Origin of the sequence: Cyclobacterium xiamenense, assembly GCF_042140265.1 — a bacterium.
Classification (GTDB): Bacteria; Bacteroidota; Bacteroidia; order Cytophagales; family Cyclobacteriaceae; genus Cyclobacterium; species Cyclobacterium xiamenense_A.
In genome coordinates, this window is record NZ_CP159481.1 from 2,187,712 (window position 1) to 2,206,115 (window position 18,404).

The following is an 18,404-nucleotide window of genomic DNA, read 5'->3' on the forward strand; positions in this document are numbered from 1 at the left end:
CTGGGTTTATTTGGTTTTTACTTTTCGGAGAATTCCTTTTTGATCGCTTCGATATCCACGTTTTTGATCACGGGCTTGGCATTTAATTGCTTGATTTTCAAAACTCTGGCGTTCTGTGCCTGTCTCTTTCTCCGTAACTTTCTTTTTAAAGTAGTAACAGCCATGGTATTTTTTGTTTACGTTTTTCTGAATTGGAAGGGCAAAGGTAGGAAATTATTGGAAAAAACTGTCAGGTTCGGGCAAGGAAGTTTTTGAAGGGAGTGAAATATACCCCTTTTTCCGGCTTTCAATCCTGTATAATTTTATAACTTTGAGCAAATTTCCAACGCATGAGCAAACAAAAACCAAGCCTACCAAAGGGGATGAGGGACTTTGGGCCGGTTGAAATGGCCCGACGAAACTTTATTTTTACTACCATACGGGATACCTTCCGCCTGTTTGGGTACGAGCAACTGGAGACGCCGGCCATGGAGAACCTGAGTACGCTCACGGGCAAGTACGGAGAGGAGGGCGATCAGTTGTTATTCAAGGTGTTGAACAGCGGAGAGTTTTTGAAAAAAGTGACCGATACCGCGTTTAAATCCGGGGAAGGCAGCGTACTCCCCCTGCTGGCGGAAAAGGGGTTGCGCTACGACCTGACGGTTCCCTTTGCCCGGTACGTGGTGATGCATCAAAACGAGATTAGTTTCCCCTTCAAACGCTTTCAGATGCAGCCAGTATGGCGAGCAGACCGGCCCCAAAAGGGCAGGTACCGCGAATTTTACCAATGCGATGCCGATGTGGTTGGGACGGACAGCCTGATTTGCGAAGCGGAAATTATCGGCATGATCAAGCGGGTTTTTGCTGCCTTTGGATTGACCGACTACCGCATCCACCTGAATAACCGGAAAATACTATCGGGTATTGCGGAGGTGGCCGGAGCGGCGGGTAAAGAAACAGAACTTTGCGTGGCAATCGACAAGCTGGATAAAATCGGTCAGGAACGGGTGGTGGATGAACTGCGCCAGCAAGGCTTTTCTCCGGCGGCCTTGGCTGCCCTGACTCCGGTTCTGGCGCATTCGGAACGAGGCAACGAGGAATGGCTGGATTTTTTAAGGGAATACCTCGGGAACAGTGCATTGGGAACCCGGGGTCTGGACGAAATTGGGGAAGTCCTGGATTTTCTTTCCGATCTGGGTGAGGACACCAGCTTCCTGAAACTGGACCCGGTCCTGGCGCGGGGATTGTCCTATTATACCGGGGCCATTTTTGAGGTGAAAGTGGCCGGTGTGGGCATTGGCTCGGTCAGCGGTGGTGGCCGTTACGACAACCTCACGGGTGTTTTTGGACTTCCCGGTATTTCCGGGGTTGGTTTTTCCTTTGGGGTGGACCGCCTGTACGACGTGCTGGATGCGCTGGGTCTATTCCCGGAGGTCCAAAACGAGGGTACACGCGTCATGTTGGCCCATTTTGGTGCTGAGGAAAGGAAGCAGGCCGTCCGCTACCTGGCGGCTTTCAGAAAAGCGGGCATTACCGCTGAAGTCTATCCGGATTTGGCCAAAATCAAAAAACAATTCACCTATGCCGACAAAAAAAATATACCCTACGTGGCCATTTTGGGAACCGAGGAATTGGCCAGTGATACCTTGAGTCTAAAGAACATGGGTACCGGTCAGCAGGAAACCCTGAGCCTGGAAAAAGCCATTTCCCGGCTCGAAGGGTAGCTGATTTTCCGTCTCAATCGATTTTGAAAATGGAAGATATCGGGATGGTAATGCCCCCTTTCAGGGAAATAAAACGTTCTCCCACGGCCCAAACCGTGGTATTGATCCGGTAAGCGTTTCCATCCGCAGTCTGAAAGTAGATCCAAACTTTGTTTCGGGCAATATTTCCCAGTATCTGGGATTTCTGCAATTCAAGCAAGCGCATTCGTTTTGCCTCAGGATCGACGACAACTTCCTTGCCGGAAAAACGCAGGGCCTGCACTTGCTCTTTCTCAATGGTGATGATTTCTTTTTCGAGTGTATTCATAAAGGTGTCAGTTAGGTTTGATTGAAACAAAAAGGATTCAATGCTATTTCATACGGAAAATGATTCAAAGAGGTTTAATAATTGGTAAAATCTTGCTTTCGTAAAAGTATCTCCCTGCTTGTGTACAATTTGTGAAAGAAGTGCAAACAAGTCCTGGCCGCAAAGGTTAGATATTCGCTTATATTTGTATGGACATTAACTATAGACTATAAAACCTATGATGGATTTCATGAACCTGATGAACAAGGTTAAAGAGGCGCAGGCAAAAATTAAGGAAACTCAGGCGGAGCTTGTTCACTTACGGGCTGAGGGTGAGGCAGGTGCCGGAATGGTGAAGGTGGTCGTCAATGGGCAGCGCAAAGTGTTGGATATCGATATCGACGGTTCGCTGGTAAACGAAAAAGATAAGGACATGATGAAAGACCTGATTGTCGGCGCCACGAACAAAGCCCTCGAAAATATCGATTTGAAAATCAAAGAAAAAATGAGTTCGGCCACCGCCGGGATGATGCCCAATATCCCGGGAATGGATTTTGGCAACATGGTCTGATGAAGAAAGCCGCCGTTGTCATTCTGAATTTTAATGGGAAAGGCATGCTCAGAACCTACCTTTCCCAGGTGGTTCATCGTTCGCTTTTCGAGATAATTGTGGTGGACAACGGGAGTACGGACGGGTCCATTGACTACCTGACAGTACATTTTCCGGAAATTCGCTTGCTGCTCTTGGGTGAAAATCACGGCTATAGCAAGGGGTATAACCTGGGCCTACAAAGCCTTCAGGGAGAATTTGAGTACTACCTGCTCTTGAATTCAGACGTGGAAGTAGTGCAGGGCTGGGACGAAGCGCTGGTAAACTACATGGAAGGAAAACCTGTGCTCGCGGCCTGTCAGCCTAAGGTGCTTTCGTTGAAAAAAAGCGGGTATTTTGATTATGCCGGCGGTGCCGGCGGCTACCTGGACCGCCTGGGATACCCGTATTGCAGGGGGCGCATGCTGCATACCCTGGAAAAGGACAAGCAGCAATACGATCGATCCCAGCCGATCGATTGGGCATCCGGCGCTTGCTTTTGCATTCGGGCGGAGCTATTTCACGAATTTGGCGGATTTAATCCGAATTATTTTTCGCACATGGAGGAGATAGACCTTTGCTGGCGCTTGAGAAACGCCGGCTTTCAAATTCACCATTGCAGCGACACCCGTGTGTATCACCTCGGCGGCGGTACCCTGGCGGCCACCAATCCATTTAAAACGTACCTGAACTTTCGGAATAGTCTTTTTATGCTGTATAGCAACCTGAAGTCAGGCAGTTTTTGGCTTGTGTTTTGCTTCCGCGTTTTGCTGGACACCGCGGCGGCGTTGCACCTTTGGCTCGGAACTGGCTCGGAACAAGGCAAGGCGGTATGCCGGGCTTACCTCGACTTTTTGAAAGACCGCAACCAAAAGGCGCCCGGAAGCACCATTCGGGTAAACAGGGTACTTTCGGAGTCATCAACCCAACCCTACTCGCTGATCGTTTCCTATTACTTGCTCGGAAAACGGTATTTCTCCTCCCTTACCTAATCAAAAAGAATGGGATTGTTCATTCTTCGGAAATAGGTCCGGAGCTTCATCAACATGGCCATGCTTACATACAGAATGATGGGAGAGCCCAGCGTGATGAAGGAGCTGTAAATAAAAAACAACCGGATGCTGTCAATTGGGAAATGAAGTTTTTCTCCTAATTTTGAGCAAACGCCAAATGCGCTGCCTTGAAAGAATAATTTGATCTTTTCCATCCTTTTAACCTATTTAACCATACGGAACATCTTAAGACAAACAACTTACTGATAATAACCGGATTGCCCTATGATTGTTGCAAAAAAATTGAGTACTACTTTAGGTTTATTTGCTGTTTTGGTACTGTGTTCGTGTAACAAAGGCCAAGTTATAAAAAAAGCCGATAACCAAAAAATTTTTATCGCACCCAAAGTACTCGAGAGGTTGGGAGATTCCGTCCGTTTTACGATACGCGTGGAGTTACCAAATTCCCTGCTATCCAGAAACGAAAGGTATTCCTTAACGCCTACGTTTGCTTTTGGTTCGGAGGTACTTCGTTTTGACAAGAAATTGGAGGTGCGTGGCGATACCCTGGACCCTTATGCGCCGGTGGTTTTGGAAGGAGCCTTCAGCATGCCTTTTTCCGAGGGGATGGAAAAGGGCGACTTGCAGGTGATCACCGAAATCAGGAAGGGACGAAAAGATCTCCCGGTGCTGGCTACCGAAGAGGTGCTTGCACATGGCATCCTCACAACGGCCTCTCTCTCGCAGATCGGGCAATACCGGGGAGAGGAAAAAATTCCTGTTTTGGGAACGTGGCTCCCTCCGGATTCTCTCGAAAAAGCCGGAATGGGGATCCGCGGCTGGAAAGAACTGGAGGACCGCCTGTCGGCATACAGCAATTTACCTTTTACCGAAAAAAACCCTTTTCTTGAGATTTTGAAAGGCCCCGGTGACTACAGTTACAAAAAGCGGAAAATGAATGGGCTGCCCCATTATCCGGAAATAAACCGGGAGGTGCTGAGGCGCTTTGAACGTGAGATCCGTCGGCAACCCGAGGCTTCGCTTCCCGTTTCGGACATGCAGCTTTCCATTTTGGCTCGAGGCATTCGGCAGGGAAGCGTGCCCGCAGATACACTCAGTGAGCGGGAACTAGCCCACGCGGTAAGCCGGGAACCCGGATGGAAGGAACAAGAGCAGTTACTGCTGGCCATGGAAAAGGTGTACCCCAGTCCCTGGGTTTACAGCAACCTGGGAATGGTTTTTCTGAACCGTGCACAGCGAACGCAATCGGTACGGGAACGAAACCAGTTGCTGGAAAATGCGCTATTTTCTCTCAACCGATCCAATGCTTTTTTTGAGAACCCGGTTGCGGTATACAACCTGGGGGTCGTTTTTTGGCTTTGGGGCGATAAATTTAGCGCCTATACGAATTTTTACCGTGCCCTGGCACTCACCGAATCGGACGCATTACGGGAAATATACGAGGGGGCATTGGGTGCGGTTTCCATATTTAACGGAGATTACCGGCTGGCATCCATTCACCTCAATAAAGCCGCTGCGGACCCTATCAACCTTTTCAATCATGGGCTAGCCAATTTCCTTGCCAAGGATTATTACAATGCCACCATTAAGTTTGAAGAAAGCGCCATTCAAAACAGGTCGAATGGGTATCCATTTTACGGCCTGGCGCTAATCGCCGCACGAAACGGTGAGGAGGCCAAACTATATGAAAATCTGGGAAAGGCCCTGGAGAGAAATGATTTTCTAAAACGCCGGGCACCTTCGGACCGGGAGTTTTTTCAGTATCACGACCGGGAAGGGTTTAAAGAAGTGCTGCGGGGCACAAAAGCTGAGGAGAAATGAGGCAGTACCTGGGAATTGATATCGGAGGATCCCATATAAGTGCCGGGTTGGTAACGGCAGATGGAAAAGACATTCCCAACCGGCAGCTGGTGCGGCAGCCAGTCAACTCGCATGCCGTTAAGGAGGAAATTTTATCCGCCTGGGCAGACTGCATCGGAAGTTTGAAGCCTTCAGCCACTAGCTTGCTGGGTATCGCCATGCCGGCTCCCTTTGACTACGAAAGAGGAATCTCACTCATGGTGGAACAGGGCAAATACCAGGCCCTTTACGAAGTGAATGTGAAGGAAGAACTCGCGGATCGATTGGGATTACCGTCCGGGAACATTCGGTTTATAAACGATGCGGCCGCCTTTTTACAGGGAGAAGCGCAGGTAGCCGGTTGGAAAAAGGAGGAGCGACTCATGGGACTGACCTTTGGTACCGGTCTCGGCGGGGCATTTAAATCCGGGGAGCTAGCCGAAGACGGCGCACTTTGGTCCATCCCCTTTAAGGAGGGCATTGCGGAAGACTATTTAAGTACTTCCTTTTTTTCTCGATGGGCGAAGGAGCGATTTGGTCAGACAGGGATCGGATTAAAGCCACTGCTGGAAGCAGAGGAGACACGCGCAGAGACCCTGGAAATGCTGGCGATTTTTGCGGGGAATTTAGCGGATCTAATCGAAATGCAGGCGAAAATCCGGGAACTTGACGGCGTAGTGCTGGGCGGTAACATGGTGAAAGCAGCGGATCACTTTCTCCCCCGGGTCAGAGAGCTAATCGACGAAAGGGGCTTGCAATTGGCTATTCGCATCAGCCAGCTTGGTGAAAAAGCCGCGATGATCGGCGCGGCAAGTATTCATCGTGGTATCTGAAAAAAAATTTAGTATCTTAAGAAAATTTTATTTGAAATTGTTAAAAGTAGTTTTTTAAAATTTACCGCAGTCAGTATGAATGTATCAAAAGAAGTATCAAAAGATGTCATTTTTAAGCAGGTGGGTGAGTGGTTGGATGGGTTTAACTACCGGATCGTCAGTCGGGACGAAACCCGACCCTGGGGTGGTTTTTTTGTCATTGACGAAGATCAGATCGGGGCATTCCGGGAACAGTTTTTTCCGGAAGTGCAGTTTACCGAAGCACAGCTTAAAAATAAGCTGAGTCCAAAAATACTACTTGCCGGACCGGGGAAACGCCTGTCCTGGCAGTACCACCATCGCCGGGCTGAAATCTGGAAACTTATCGCCGGCGATGGAGGAATCATCACCAGTAGCACCGACAAAGAAGGTGAACCAAAGACGTTGAAAATTGGCGAGGTCATCCGCCTGGAGCAAGGGGAAAGGCACCGCCTGCTGGGACTGGATCGCTGGGCCATTGTGGCTGAAATATGGATGCACACCGATCCGGAAAACCCTTCGGACGAAACGGATATAGTGCGGGTACAGGATGATTTTGCAAGAGAATAAGCGCTAAATGGCGGCCACTGCTGTACCCCGGAACGACCGGAACCACGCGATCGATGTTTTCCGGGCGCTAACAATGATGTTGATGATCTTTGTCAACGATCTTTGGACCCTCCGTGGGGTGCCCGAGTGGCTGCCTCACGTGCCCGCCGGAGTCGATGGCATGGGGCTGTCTGACGTGGTTTTTCCCGCTTTTTTGTTTATTGTGGGTTTGTCCATTCCCCTGGCTATCAACAACCGCTGGAAAAAAGGTGAACGAACCCATCAAATTTTATTACATGTGCTAAGTCGGTCCCTGGCATTGCTCATTATGGGGGTTTTTCATGTCAATCTAGAGTCATATCAGGCCGAAGGGGCCCTCTTTTCCAAGCAGCTTTGGCAGCTGCTGCTGACCCTGTCCTTTTTTCTCATCTGGTTGGATTACCCCAAAGAACCGGAGAAAAAACCGAGAAAATGGGTCGGAAAAACGCTGGGCTGGGGTCTGTTGGTTTTACTGGCGGCTACCTATGAGGGGGGCACACCCGAGGCACCGATTTGGATGGGATTTTACTGGTGGGGAATATTGGGATTGATTGGCTGGGCCTACCTGATTGGATCCCTTGTTTACCTTGCGACCAGAGGAAGACAGGTTTGGATCGGCCTCGCATTTTTGCTCTGTATGGGCTTCAGTGTCCTGGCAAAGTTGGGAATGCTCGGGTTTTTACTGCCGATCAAACCCTATATCTGGCTCATTGACGACGGGGCAACGCCTGCACTGGCATTGGCAGGTATGTTGGTAACTGGGTTTTATCGAGACCATTTTAAAAAAGGCAGGGAGGATCGGTTCTGGTGGCTGCTGTCCGGCCTGGCAGTGACCGCACTCTTCCTTGGGTTGGCGAGTAGGCCATTGTGGGGCATCCATAAGATCGGTTCCTCTCCGTCCTGGGTACTCATCTGTATCGCCATCAGCATGGCCGTTTTCGGCTTGTTGGTTGTCCTCGTTGAAAAGCATAGGAAAAAGCACTGGTTTGACGGAATCCGGGCGGCCGGGACCAGTACGCTTACCTGTTATTTGCTTCCTTACATTCACTACGGGTTGTTGGCCATGACGGGGCTGGTTTTGCCGGAAGTATTGCGGACGGGACTGCCGGGAATCCTGAAATCCCTGCTGTATGCCTGGCTCATTATACAGCTTACCGGATTTCTGGAACGAAGACGCGTACGTTTAAAAATTTAACATGTATCAAATGTATATACGATGAGGCAATTGATCCTTCCATTCGCTACCGCATTCGCCTGTATCGGCCTGTTTTGTTTTCTTCCCGGATCCTTGCTGGCCCGGCAGTCAACCAATGCAACGAGCCTGCCCATTCGTGGACTTGCCATCGCCGCTCCTCAAACGGGCGAGGTGGATTCCTTTGTCAGTTTCATGGAGGAAGTACTGGCACCGCGAGGCGTCAATACCTTGCTATTGCGGGTGGATTTCAATTATGCCTACGAATCGCATCCGGAATTACGCGATGAGGAAGTGCTATCGAAAACCGAAGTAAAAAAACTGGTGGCAGCGGCCGACCGGCACGAAATCAAACTGATTCCTCAGATCAATTTGTTGGGGCATCAATCCTGGGCATCCAGCCTCGGTAATCTGTTGACGGTATATCCCGAATTTGACGAAACCCCCCACGTGCAGCTTCCGGAGGAATACGAATGGCCGAATCCGGATGGACTGTACTGCAAGAGTTATTGCCCGCTGCATCCGGAGGTGCACGGGGTCGTGTTTGACCTGGTCGATGAGATTGTGGAGGTATTCGAAACGGATGCCTTTCATGCAGGGATGGACGAGGTCTTCTATATAGGAGACGACCGCTGTCCCCGCTGCAGCGGAAGGGATAAGGCCGAGCTGTTCGCCGGAGAAGTTACCCGCATACGCAATCACCTGCGGCAGACGGATACCCGGCTTTGGATATGGGGTGACCGGCTGATCGATGGCAAAACCACGGGAATCGGCATGTGGGAGGCGAGCATGAACTCCACGCACCGGGCCATTGACCTGATCCCCAAAGATGTGGTCATCTGTGATTGGCATTACGAGCGCCCGGATCAGATGCCGGTGTTGTTTGCCCTGAAAGGCTTTGATGTGATCAGTTGTTCCTGGCGAAAGCCTGAGGTGGCTGAGATGCAGGTAGAAGACATGCTCCGCTACCGAACCTACCAAACGCCGGAGTTGAAGAACCGGTTTCAGGGGGTGATGTTAACCGTCTGGTCGGGGGCGGCTGCATTTATGGAGGGCTATACCCGGTACATGGCTTCAGATACCCCCGCTGAGGAGGTACAGGAAGAGCCCTGGGTGACCTTTGTTCGCATGTTCGGAAAAAATTAGCGCTTTTCTTACAGAATTTATTATACCTACTATGAAGGACCCATCCATTGCTATGAATTCATTGCCTCAAACCAACCGGTACCAGTCTTTGGATGTACTCCGGGGGCTGACCGTGGCCCTGATGATCGTGGTCAACACACCCGGTAGCTGGTCCACCAATTTTGGGCCTTTTTTGCATGCCCCCTGGCATGGGCTGACCATTACAGACTTGGTATTCCCCTCTTTTTTATTTGTGGTAGGGAATGCCATGAGTTTTAGTTTGGCCAGGTTGCGCGACCGCGGAGGGGCTGTTTATTTTAAAAAAGTGATCCGCAGGACGGCCATTATTTTCCTGATCGGGTTATTGCTTACCGCATTCCCATTTTTCCGGGTCGTCGAGGGAAGCCTCGTTCCGTATGATTTTACCTCCATACGCCTACTTGGGGTGCTGCAGCGAATTGCCCTTTGTTACGGCATCGCGGCTACTTTGGTGTATTTCCTGCGGCTGCGGGCATGTCTGCTTACCGGATCGGTGATATTGCTTGCCTATTGGGGTGCAATGTATTTCTTTGGTGATCCCGGTCCCGATCCGTATTCCCTGGAGGGCAATGCCGCCAGAAAACTGGATCTTTGGCTGATCGGCGCGGGAAATCTGTACCGGGGAGAGGGAATCGCCTTTGATCCGGAGGGCTTGCTGAGCACCTTTCCGGCGGTAGTAAACGTCCTTGCCGGGTACGCAGTAGGTATTTTTATCCAAGGTGAAGGGGCACGGGTGAAAACCGTATCGCGCCTGCTGTTGCTCGCTGGCCTGCTATTGGTCGTTGGCTACAGCTGGGATCTCCTTTTTCCCATCAATAAGAAAATTTGGAGCAGTTCCTTTGTCCTGGTGTCCGTGGGTTACGTAACGGGCCTTTTGGCGCTGCTTGTGTATCTCTTGGAGGTCAGGAACTGGAAAAGCTGGGCCTATTTCTTCGAGGTTTTTGGTAGAAACCCGCTGCTGCTTTACGTGCTCTCGGGGGTTTTGGTTCGGATCATGCTGATGGTTCCGGTGAACGGATCTTCCTTGAAAAACTGGATCTACGAGGGAGTATTCACGGGGACGTTTCCCCCAAAAATAGCGAGTTTATTCTTTGCACTCTCGTTTATGCTGCTTATTTGGCTGATCGGGTGGATAATGGATCGACGGGGAGTATATGTCAAAGTATAGGCCTTTCCACAGAAAGGAGGGCGTTAAACTGGCACGATTTTTCTAGCATATCGTTCATTAGCTGTAAATCCTGGAACGCATGAAAAACAAAGACAAAAAATTCATTCAATCCCTGGCCCTATCCGGACTGACGATGGCTGGCGGTTTCCTGGTTCGGAAAGCCCTGGAGAAGTCGTGGGAAAAAGCCACGGGAAAGACTCCCCCAACAAGCCCATACCGGGCCGAAACCTCCTTGAAGGAAGTGATGGCCTGGGCGGTGGCAACGGGTATTTTGGTCAGTGTATCCAAGGTATTTATGGATTGGACGTTTTCGGCCGGAGCCGATCGGCTATCCGAGCGATGATGTCAGTCCGAGAGCATTTCGGAAAAATGGCAGTGGTAGTTCCAAATCGAGTCGTTTCGGCCAATGAATTGCGCCTGGGGATGGTGCCAAGGGGGGTTTAATTTTTGGGGCGGTGGACATAGGGCAGGCGGTGCCATGCGAACCGTTTCGGGGATTGGGCTGTGGGTCGGTCCGCCGGCTGAGACTTTTCTTTGAATCCCCGGGCGAATGGAATGTGTGGGGAGGCATTATTTTTTACCTTTGCAAAAACCAATTTACTTATGAGATACCAGCCAGCTCCTGCTTCCCTGTACGAAAAGAACCGGAAAAAGATCGAAAGCAACCTGCCGTCAAAATCCATTGCTATCTTTCATTCCAACGATATCCTGCCCACCAATGCGGATGGGACCATGAAATTCAGGCAAAATAACGACCTGCTGTACCTGTGCGGCATCGATCAGGAGGAGACCGTACTGGTAATTTGTCCGGATTTCCCGGATCCTTCCTTGCGGGAGATACTTTTTATCAAGCCTACCAGCGAGCACATTGCCGTCTGGGAAGGGCATAAGCTAACCAAAGCAGAAGCTACCGCTGTATCCGGAATCCGCAACGTCATGTGGACAACGGATTTTGAGCGTATCTTTCATACCGTAATGGCCCTAAGCAAGCACGTGTTCCTCAACACCAACGATCACCTGCGGGCAGATGTGACGGTAGAAACCCGGGATGCCCGATTTATCAAATCCTGTAAAGAACGGCATCCCCTGCATGAGTACCACCGTATTTCTCCCATGATGCATGCCTTTCGCAGCGTGAAAGAACCAGAGGAAATCGCCCAGCTCCAAAAAGCCTGCGACATTACGGAAAGGGCCTTTCGGCGGGTCCTGGCTTTTGTTAAGCCCGGAGTCAGGGAATACGAAATTGAAGCCGAGTTTATCCACGAATTTGTAAAATCCGGTAGCCGGGGCTTTGCCTACGAACCCATCATTGCTTCCGGAAAGAATGCCTGCGTCCTGCATTACATTGAAAACAAAGAACTGTGCCGGGACGGAGACCTGGTATTGTTTGATGTGGGTGCGGAATACGGGAATTACAATGCCGACATGAGCCGCACGCTGCCTGTCAATGGACGATTTAGCAAACGACAACGACAAGTATACGATGCAGTGTTGCGGGTGCAGCGGGAAGCGATGAACCTGCTTCGACCGGGAATTACCATTCAGGCATACCACAAGGAGGTAGGACTGATCATGCAGTCCGAGTTGCTTAGCCTGGGCCTGCTTGACCAAACCGATATCCGCAATCAGGATCCGGAAAAACCAGCGTACAGAAACTATTTTATGCACGGTACTTCCCATCACCTTGGATTGGATGTTCACGACGTTGGAACCATGTACGAGCCTTTGCAGGCAGGAATGGTGCTCACGGTAGAGCCGGGAATTTACATTCGGGAGGAAGGATTGGGCATACGTTTGGAAAACAACATAGTAATTGGAGACAGCGGGTACACCGATCTGATGAAAAATATCCCCATTGATCCGGAAGAAATCGAAACGTTGATGAACGCATAAGCCCATCCCTTGGAAATCGACGATCTGAACCCCCGGACCCCGGATGTCATTCGGGAATTTAAGGCAAACCTGAAAATGGAGGTGCTGAATATCCTGCGGGAAAACAAAGCCGAGCTACATCGCCAGCTTTTAGCACTTCAGGAGGCTGCCGCAGCCGATACAAAAAGTAGTGCCGGCGATAAATACGAAACAGGCCGGGAAAGCATTCGTCAGAGCCGGACATTGCTTGAAAAACAGTGGCACACCCTCGGGCAATGGGAATCTACCGTACAGGCGCTCTCGGTCGAACCGGCTTCGGTGGTACGCGAGGGGGCGCTTCTGCTATTGGATATCGGTTGGATTTGGGTTGCTGCTTCCTTTGGAAAAATGGCTACCGGTCGGGGGGAAATTCAAGGCGTTAGCGCCATCTCCCCTTTAGTGCAGGTTTTGAAAGGAAAGGGCAAAGGGGAAACTGCTCATTTTCGCGGCCATACGGTCGAAATCAGTGATATTTTGTAGAAAAATAAGATAAAATTTTTTTATTCTAACAAAAACGTAACTTTTTATCCCAATACCCATCAATGGCATGGTCCTTGGACATTTTCTACCTGAATTAGTAGCTAGTTCGGTTGTGAGTGACAGCCAGGATTTGTGCATAAAATTTACCGCAGGTCCGGCCTGTCCTCCGATCGGAACGATAGGGCCGGTTTCCTTTCTGGGAGGCTGGTCAGGAAAATAAATCTTCGAACTAACTAAAGAAATGTCATGAAAACGTTAAACAACGCCATGAAATTACTATCCATACCGGTAACTTTCCTTTTCTTGTTGATGCTTAGCGCTGGAGCGCAAGCGCAGCAGGGAGACAGTGATTTATCCGGTAGTGAGCTAGAACGCATGCAAGACCGGAACATGAATTACATGTTTCAAATCAATGAAATAATCAAAGATTATCCCGCATTTTCTTATTCGTATAAGATGAAGGATGGGAAGTTGGATGACGTGGTCGTCACCGGCGTGGATAATGAAATTGATCGAAAGAAGCTGGAAGTAGTGCTTTTTGACTTAAAGAGCAATCGAAACAAGATGAAAACTACGGCGAACCGGATGGGCGTCTTTTATTCCGTCGATGAGGAAGCAGATTTCGAAGGCGGACGAGAAGCGCTTCGCACCACGGTGCTGAGTAATCTGAAATACCCCGAAACCGCTAAGAATTGGGGGTTGGAAGGTACGATCTTTGTGAAGTTTGTCGTCGATGAAAACGGCGAAATTCCGTTCGCGACGACCACCAGCAATATTGAAACATCGGTAGAACGGTACCTGAAAGACATGGAAGAGCAAGCGATAAAAGCGATTAAGGCTACTTCCGGCGAATGGGAACCCGCAGAAGTTGAGAACGTAGAAGTTGCTTCGCTTTCGGTGCTACCCATTACCTTTGATTTCGAAAAAAATCCTACGCTACCAGCTTTGATTAGATAATAGGTAGGGAAGACGAATAACCTCCCAAGGGCAATTCATGGACGACAAGTCCGGAATAGCCCTTTCTTTTTTTATACGGGTTCGTTAGGAGAAGCTGTCCGGAATACCTATTTTTATCCGAATGAAAAGGGAAGAAAATCGGATAATGTCCCAACCTGCCAATCCCTTGCACGGGGTTCGATTGGTGGATATAGTCGATTATTTGGTGGAAACCTATGGCTGGGAAGTGCTGGGCAAACGGATTCGCATTCGGTGCTTTACGCACGATCCTTCCGTGAAGTCTAGTTTAACTTTTTTGCGAAAGACACCTTGGGCCCGGGCAAAAGTAGAGCAATTGTATATGGAGTCAATTAAAAAGTAATCCATCGACAGGGCCCCGGAGGCTTTCAGTCGGGAGAGCAACTCATCCGGGAATACGACCATTTATGGAAATAGTGGCAAGGCAAATTGCCGAAATCCGCATGTCGGAGGTATAGTTTTGATAGCTGCAAGTTAGAAGTACCGCAAATTTTATATACATTAAGTTTTTATTCAATCAATAAGTTGAAATAACCATGAAATCACCAAAGAAAGAAAAATCCGATCCCGGCAGGCGGTCGTTCATTAAAAACGCTGCCATCGCCTCTTCCATTATTTTTGTTCCCCGGCACGTATTGGGAGGAGTCGGTTACACTGCGCCCAGTGATCAACTGAACCTCGCCGCCATCGGAGCGGGGGGGAAAGGCGCCAGCGATATCAAAAATGCATCGGTCAACGGAAGAGAGCGGGTAGTTGCCCTTTGCGACGTTGATTTTTCGGGCTCTGCCTCCCGGTCTGTTGAGAATTTCCCCAACGCCAAACGGTACAGCGACTACCGGGAAATGCTTGACAAGGAAAAAGACATTGACGCAGTGACCATTTCTACGCCGGATCACGTACATGGTCCCGCCGCTGCCTATGCTATGGAGCGTGGCAAGCACGTTTACGTACAGAAACCCATGACTCACAATATCCGGGAAGCAAGAATGCTCACCGAGATGGCGCGAACCAACAAGATCGTCAGCCAGATGGGAAATCAGGGCGGGTCCAACCCCCTGCTGGACATGGTGCAGAAATGGATCGATGAGGACAAAATTGGCAAGGTATCCAAGGTACAGGTATGGACCAACCGGCCGGTATGGCCACAGGGGATTCCTTTTCCGGAACCGGCTCCTTCTAATAAACCGGACGATCTGTCATGGGACCTCTGGTTGGGTCCGGCGGAGTACATTCCCTACACTCCGAACCTTCACCCCTTCAATTGGAGGGGATGGTGGGATTACGGAACCGGCGCCCTTGGCGATGTGGGCTGTCACCTGATCGATATTCCTTTCCGCACCTTGGGCCTGAAATACCCCACGGATGCAGAATGTAGCGTGGCCTCCATTTACACCGATATGTGGACGGCGGATTATTATCCCAAAGGCTGTCCGCCCGCTTCTTTTATCACCTTGCATTTTGACGAAACAGTCAAAAGCCGCTCGCCCATTGAGATGACCTGGAGCGACGGGGGCATTCGTCCTTCTCATCCCGATATCATCCCTGCAGACGACGATATTGGAGGAAAAAACAGCGCCAATGGGGTATTGATTATCGGCGACAAGGGCATTATATCTACCAATATCAACGATAGCTCGCCACTCATGCCCAAGCTGTACCTGAATGACGGTACCACCGAGTTTGGGCCAGAGGTAGAGAAAAACGACGAGCCCGAATACGGCCACCAGCGCAAATGGGTAGACGCCTGCAAGGCGGGATTCAACAGCGCCGAACACCGAGGACTCACGTCATCCTTCGATTATGCGGGCCCCATGACCGAGACCGTGCTTATGGGTAACCTGGCCATCCGGAGCTACATGCTTCGCCGTGAAAACAGCAAGGGGCAGGCGGAGTTCTTTGGCCGTAAAAAACTGCTGTGGGACGGAGAAAACATGCGAATCACCAATTTGGAAGAAGCCAATCAGTTTGTAGGCAGAACCTACCGGGAAGGCTTCAAGGTCTGAACCCTGCGTTTACCTTCAGTGAGAGCCCCTCGGTCTACGGTCCGAGGGGCTTTTTTTAATACCCCGTTATTTCCCGAAGCAAGTCAAAGAAGGCCTTTTTGCGATCCGAGCCGATGCTCCAGTCCACCGGTACACTCTGGTAGCCTTGTTCAAAACCTTCCCCCGCCTTCCGGAAATCAAAGAAGCCCCAGGAAGCCCCGGCCGAAACCGCTGCTATGAAATTGTTCCAGTCCTTGTCGAAGTCAAAATGGTCGTCCTCGTTAAACACAATGGGCATGTCCCGAAAGCCTTCCACCGATTTGGTTTTGCTTACCATTTGCACGATCTGGTCCGGTTCCGAAACACCGTTGCCATGGATCAGCAGGAAATCCGCCACTTTGACCACATTGGGTAAGGGGACAAAACCGCCCCCGTAGCTGGTGCTTACGAGAAATCGAAAGCCATTTTTTTCCTTGGCTTTGATACGTAGAATCAACTCGTGTACCCGATGTGGTTGCAGGATTTCATGGTCGTACCGCACGTTGCACTCGTTGTTTACCTCGATGAGTACGTGTCTGTAGGACTGCGCATGCAACCAGTTGAGGATAGTGTCAACGGCTTTGATAACCGCCGTCTCGTCCTGCAGGCGCTGGTCCTGTCCAAAATAAAACAGGCCAAGAATGGGCACCATTTCCAGCCGGTCTGCTTCGTCGAGGATTTTTTTCAGTCGGGCCAGGTAGGCGGGCAGCAAGTCTCCCTTTTCGGTAAACGCCGAGTTGTGCCAGGGCTGGTTCCGGCTATAACCTTCCGGGCTTCCTCCCTGCAGGTTTAGCGTAAACGAGAGCAGACCGTGGGCTTTCCATTGAGCCATGTTTTCGATAAATTCCCTCGTATTTCGGTCGGGATCCCATTCCCCCGTGTCGGGGTACTGCCACCGATCCACCGTTTCCGGATTCAGATCGTCGAAAATCCCCTGCACCATGCGACTATTCATAAGCAGGCCTTCGATCGATTGACCGTTCCAGTGTCGATTGGGATAGGTGGGTTCCCCGTTGATGAAGAATTTTTCTCCCTGAATTGCTACCGTAGTTTGGGCCAATGTAGGGGGGGATGGATAGCCTGACAGCAATAAAGCCAGACCTAGCAGGGCCACAAAAGGCGGAAACGAAGAATAGCGCACCATGGCTTGGTTAGGTTGGGTAAAACAAGCGGCCTCTCCACTAGCGAAAGGCCGCTTTCCGTTAGACAAAGTTGGGATCCGGGTGTTGGTAGGGAGCCCGATAGGGGCGGCGCAGCAAGCGGGTGGCTTCTTCGTCGCCTACCACGATCCGTTTTTCGGGATCGTATACCAGGGGTCGGCCCAGTTGCATGGACATATTAGCCAGAATACAACTTGCGGTAGAAATATGACCTTCTTCCACGTCAGCAACGGGACGTCCGCCCTGCTCGATGGCCCGAAGGAAATCGCGCATGTGATCCCGGGTAGCAGGGGCTGCGTGCAGTTCGATGTCTTTTTCCGTCAAATCTTCGGGGTAGCGCTCCCGTTCGTAGACCACGTCGCCTTTGATGACCTCACCCCCTCCCTGGGGGATAAATTCGTATTTTGTGACCGAGGCTTTAAGGGTTCCTTTATCGCCATAAATCTTGTAGGCCCAGGGATATTCCGGATCTTGAGGGGTACCCCAGGAGCGGTGGGTCCACACACAATCCAGCTCGTCGTAATGAAAGGTGGCCGTCTGGGTATCCGCAGTGGTCGATTTCCCGCCTTTTTGTACGTAGATTCCCCCGGTAGCGAAAACGCTTTTGGGCCAGCCCAGACCCAGGGTCCAACGTACCGCATCAAACATGTGTACGCACATATCTCCGGTAATGCCGTTGCTGTATTCCATCATGGTACGCCACCAACGTCGGTGCGGAAGCCCGTCAAAGGGGCGCATGGGACCCGGACCGACCCAAAGCTCGTAATCGAAAAAATCCGGTACCGGCTGCACTTCCGGATTGCCGTTGGCACGCATGTGGTAGTAACAACACATTTCTGCATGCGAGACCTTGCCCAACAAGCCTTTGTCCACGATGTTTTTTTTGGCCTCCACCAGATGGGGGGTGCTGCGCCGTTGGGTACCGATCTGTACCACCTTGTTGTGCTTGCGAGCCGCCGCCAGGATGGCCTCACCTTCGATTACGTCCACGCTGATGGGTTTTTGTAAGTACACATGGGCACCTGCCTGTATGGAATCAATGGCCTGCAAGGCATGCCAATGGTCGGGACTCCCCACCAGAACAATGTCCAATTCATTTTCCGCCAGCATCTGTCGGTAATGCGTGTATTTTTTGGGTGTATTTCCTGAGGCTTGCCGTTTGCTGACTAGCTGTGCCGCCTCATCCAGTAGGTTTTGGTCAGGGTCTGCGAGCGCCAGGACCTCCACCTCGGCCACCTGAATCAATCGAAATAAATCGCTTTTTCCATACCAGCCGGTTCCGATCAACCCAACTTTGTAAGGCGATTTCCGTGCCCCCCAGGGCATGGCCTGTACCCCAACACTGGTCAGTGCCATGAGGGCAGTACTACTTTTAATGAATTTTCTTCTGTTTACGTGTAAAGGGTCCATTGCGAAAATTATGTTATTCCAGATTAAAGAATGAATATAGAAAAATAATCCCTC

Annotated in this window: 20 protein-coding genes; 15 read left to right on the forward strand and 5 right to left on the reverse strand. The window is 50.5% G+C overall.

Features of this window, described 5'->3' with window-relative positions; all coding sequences use genetic code 11:
• Positions 1-17: 17 nt before the first annotated feature.
• Entirely contained in the window at positions 18-164 is a 147-nt protein-coding gene (locus tag ABWH99_RS09330; RefSeq protein WP_375586008.1) for a hypothetical protein, read from the reverse strand.
• A gap of 165 nt (positions 165-329) precedes the next feature.
• On the opposite strand from ABWH99_RS09330, the gene hisS reads away from it, so the two are divergent.
• Positions 330-1,703, forward strand: a complete 1,374-nt coding sequence (gene hisS / locus ABWH99_RS09335; RefSeq protein WP_375586009.1) for a histidine--tRNA ligase — start codon at positions 330-332, stop codon at positions 1,701-1,703.
• A gap of 13 nt (positions 1,704-1,716) precedes the next feature.
• On the opposite strand, the gene ABWH99_RS09340 is transcribed toward hisS, so the two are convergent.
• The gene (locus tag ABWH99_RS09340) at positions 1,717-2,010 is read right to left on the reverse strand and encodes a hypothetical protein (protein WP_375586010.1); all 294 of its coding nucleotides are present in this window, start codon (positions 2,008-2,010) and stop codon (positions 1,717-1,719) included.
• Positions 2,011-2,227: 217 nt separating this feature from the next.
• Between ABWH99_RS09340 and ABWH99_RS09345 the strand changes: the two genes are divergently transcribed.
• Positions 2,228-2,560, forward strand: a complete 333-nt coding sequence (locus tag ABWH99_RS09345; RefSeq protein WP_375586011.1) for a YbaB/EbfC family nucleoid-associated protein — start codon at positions 2,228-2,230, stop codon at positions 2,558-2,560.
• Positions 2,560-3,570: a glycosyltransferase family 2 protein gene (locus tag ABWH99_RS09350; RefSeq protein WP_375586012.1), complete on the forward strand. Its 1,011-nt coding sequence runs from the start codon at positions 2,560-2,562 to the stop codon at positions 3,568-3,570. The genes ABWH99_RS09345 and ABWH99_RS09350 overlap by 1 nt, the downstream gene beginning before the upstream one ends.
• Here the strand turns inward: ABWH99_RS09350 and ABWH99_RS09355 are convergent.
• On the reverse strand, positions 3,567-3,785 hold the full coding sequence (locus ABWH99_RS09355) for a PspC family transcriptional regulator (RefSeq protein WP_375586013.1): 219 nt from the start codon (positions 3,783-3,785) through the stop codon (positions 3,567-3,569). The genes ABWH99_RS09350 and ABWH99_RS09355 overlap by 4 nt on opposite strands.
• 235 nt (positions 3,786-4,020) lie before the next feature.
• Between ABWH99_RS09355 and ABWH99_RS09360 the strand changes: the two genes are divergently transcribed.
• The 12 genes from ABWH99_RS09360 to ABWH99_RS09415 all read left to right on the forward strand — a co-directional run bounded on the left by ABWH99_RS09360 (position 4,021) and on the right by ABWH99_RS09415 (position 15,762).
• Positions 4,021-5,412, forward strand: coding sequence for a hypothetical protein (locus ABWH99_RS09360; protein ID WP_375586014.1), 1,392 nt, complete (start codon positions 4,021-4,023; stop codon positions 5,410-5,412).
• The gene (locus tag ABWH99_RS09365; RefSeq protein WP_375586015.1) at positions 5,409-6,263 is read left to right on the forward strand and encodes an ROK family protein; all 855 of its coding nucleotides are present in this window, start codon (positions 5,409-5,411) and stop codon (positions 6,261-6,263) included. Before ABWH99_RS09360 ends, ABWH99_RS09365 begins: the two co-directional genes overlap by 4 nt.
• 75 nt (positions 6,264-6,338) lie before the next feature.
• Entirely contained in the window at positions 6,339-6,851 is a 513-nt protein-coding gene (locus ABWH99_RS09370; RefSeq protein ID WP_375586016.1) for a phosphoheptose isomerase, read from the forward strand.
• A gap of 7 nt (positions 6,852-6,858) precedes the next feature.
• Positions 6,859-8,064, forward strand: coding sequence for a DUF5009 domain-containing protein (locus tag ABWH99_RS09375; protein WP_375586017.1), 1,206 nt, complete (start codon positions 6,859-6,861; stop codon positions 8,062-8,064).
• A gap of 21 nt (positions 8,065-8,085) precedes the next feature.
• Positions 8,086-9,207 (forward strand): family 20 glycosylhydrolase, encoded by a 1,122-nt coding sequence (locus ABWH99_RS09380; protein WP_375586018.1) that lies wholly within the window; start codon positions 8,086-8,088, stop codon positions 9,205-9,207.
• Positions 9,208-9,259: 52 nt separating this feature from the next.
• Positions 9,260-10,393 carry an acyltransferase family protein gene (locus ABWH99_RS09385; protein WP_375586019.1) on the forward strand — a complete coding sequence of 378 codons (1,134 nt, stop codon included), beginning with the start codon at positions 9,260-9,262 and terminating at the stop codon, positions 10,391-10,393.
• 79 nt (positions 10,394-10,472) lie between these two features.
• On the forward strand, positions 10,473-10,736 hold the full coding sequence (locus tag ABWH99_RS09390) for a DUF4235 domain-containing protein (protein ID WP_375586020.1): 264 nt from the start codon (positions 10,473-10,475) through the stop codon (positions 10,734-10,736).
• A gap of 260 nt (positions 10,737-10,996) precedes the next feature.
• On the forward strand, positions 10,997-12,286 hold the full coding sequence (locus tag ABWH99_RS09395; RefSeq protein WP_375586021.1) for an aminopeptidase P family protein: 1,290 nt from the start codon (positions 10,997-10,999) through the stop codon (positions 12,284-12,286).
• 9 nt (positions 12,287-12,295) lie between these two features.
• Positions 12,296-12,784 (forward strand): hypothetical protein, encoded by a 489-nt coding sequence (locus tag ABWH99_RS09400; RefSeq protein ID WP_375586022.1) that lies wholly within the window; start codon positions 12,296-12,298, stop codon positions 12,782-12,784.
• A gap of 246 nt (positions 12,785-13,030) precedes the next feature.
• Positions 13,031-13,741 (forward strand): energy transducer TonB, encoded by a 711-nt coding sequence (locus tag ABWH99_RS09405; protein WP_375586023.1) that lies wholly within the window; start codon positions 13,031-13,033, stop codon positions 13,739-13,741.
• Between the two features lie 121 nt (positions 13,742-13,862).
• Entirely contained in the window at positions 13,863-14,102 is a 240-nt protein-coding gene (locus ABWH99_RS09410) for a VF530 family DNA-binding protein (protein WP_375586024.1), read from the forward strand.
• A 193-nt stretch (positions 14,103-14,295) separates the two neighbouring features.
• Positions 14,296-15,762 (forward strand): Gfo/Idh/MocA family protein, encoded by a 1,467-nt coding sequence (locus tag ABWH99_RS09415; protein WP_375586025.1) that lies wholly within the window; start codon positions 14,296-14,298, stop codon positions 15,760-15,762.
• Positions 15,763-15,817: 55 nt separating this feature from the next.
• Here the strand turns inward: ABWH99_RS09415 and ABWH99_RS09420 are convergent, their stop codons facing one another.
• Both ABWH99_RS09420 and ABWH99_RS09425 read right to left on the reverse strand, forming a co-directional pair.
• A complete protein-coding gene (locus ABWH99_RS09420) occupies positions 15,818-16,990 on the reverse strand; it encodes a hypothetical protein (RefSeq protein ID WP_375586026.1) in 1,173 nt (390 codons plus the stop codon).
• Positions 16,983-18,350, reverse strand: coding sequence for a Gfo/Idh/MocA family protein (locus tag ABWH99_RS09425; protein ID WP_375586027.1), 1,368 nt, complete (start codon positions 18,348-18,350; stop codon positions 16,983-16,985). The genes ABWH99_RS09420 and ABWH99_RS09425 overlap by 8 nt, the downstream gene beginning before the upstream one ends.
• Between the last annotated feature and the right edge of the window lie 54 nt (positions 18,351-18,404).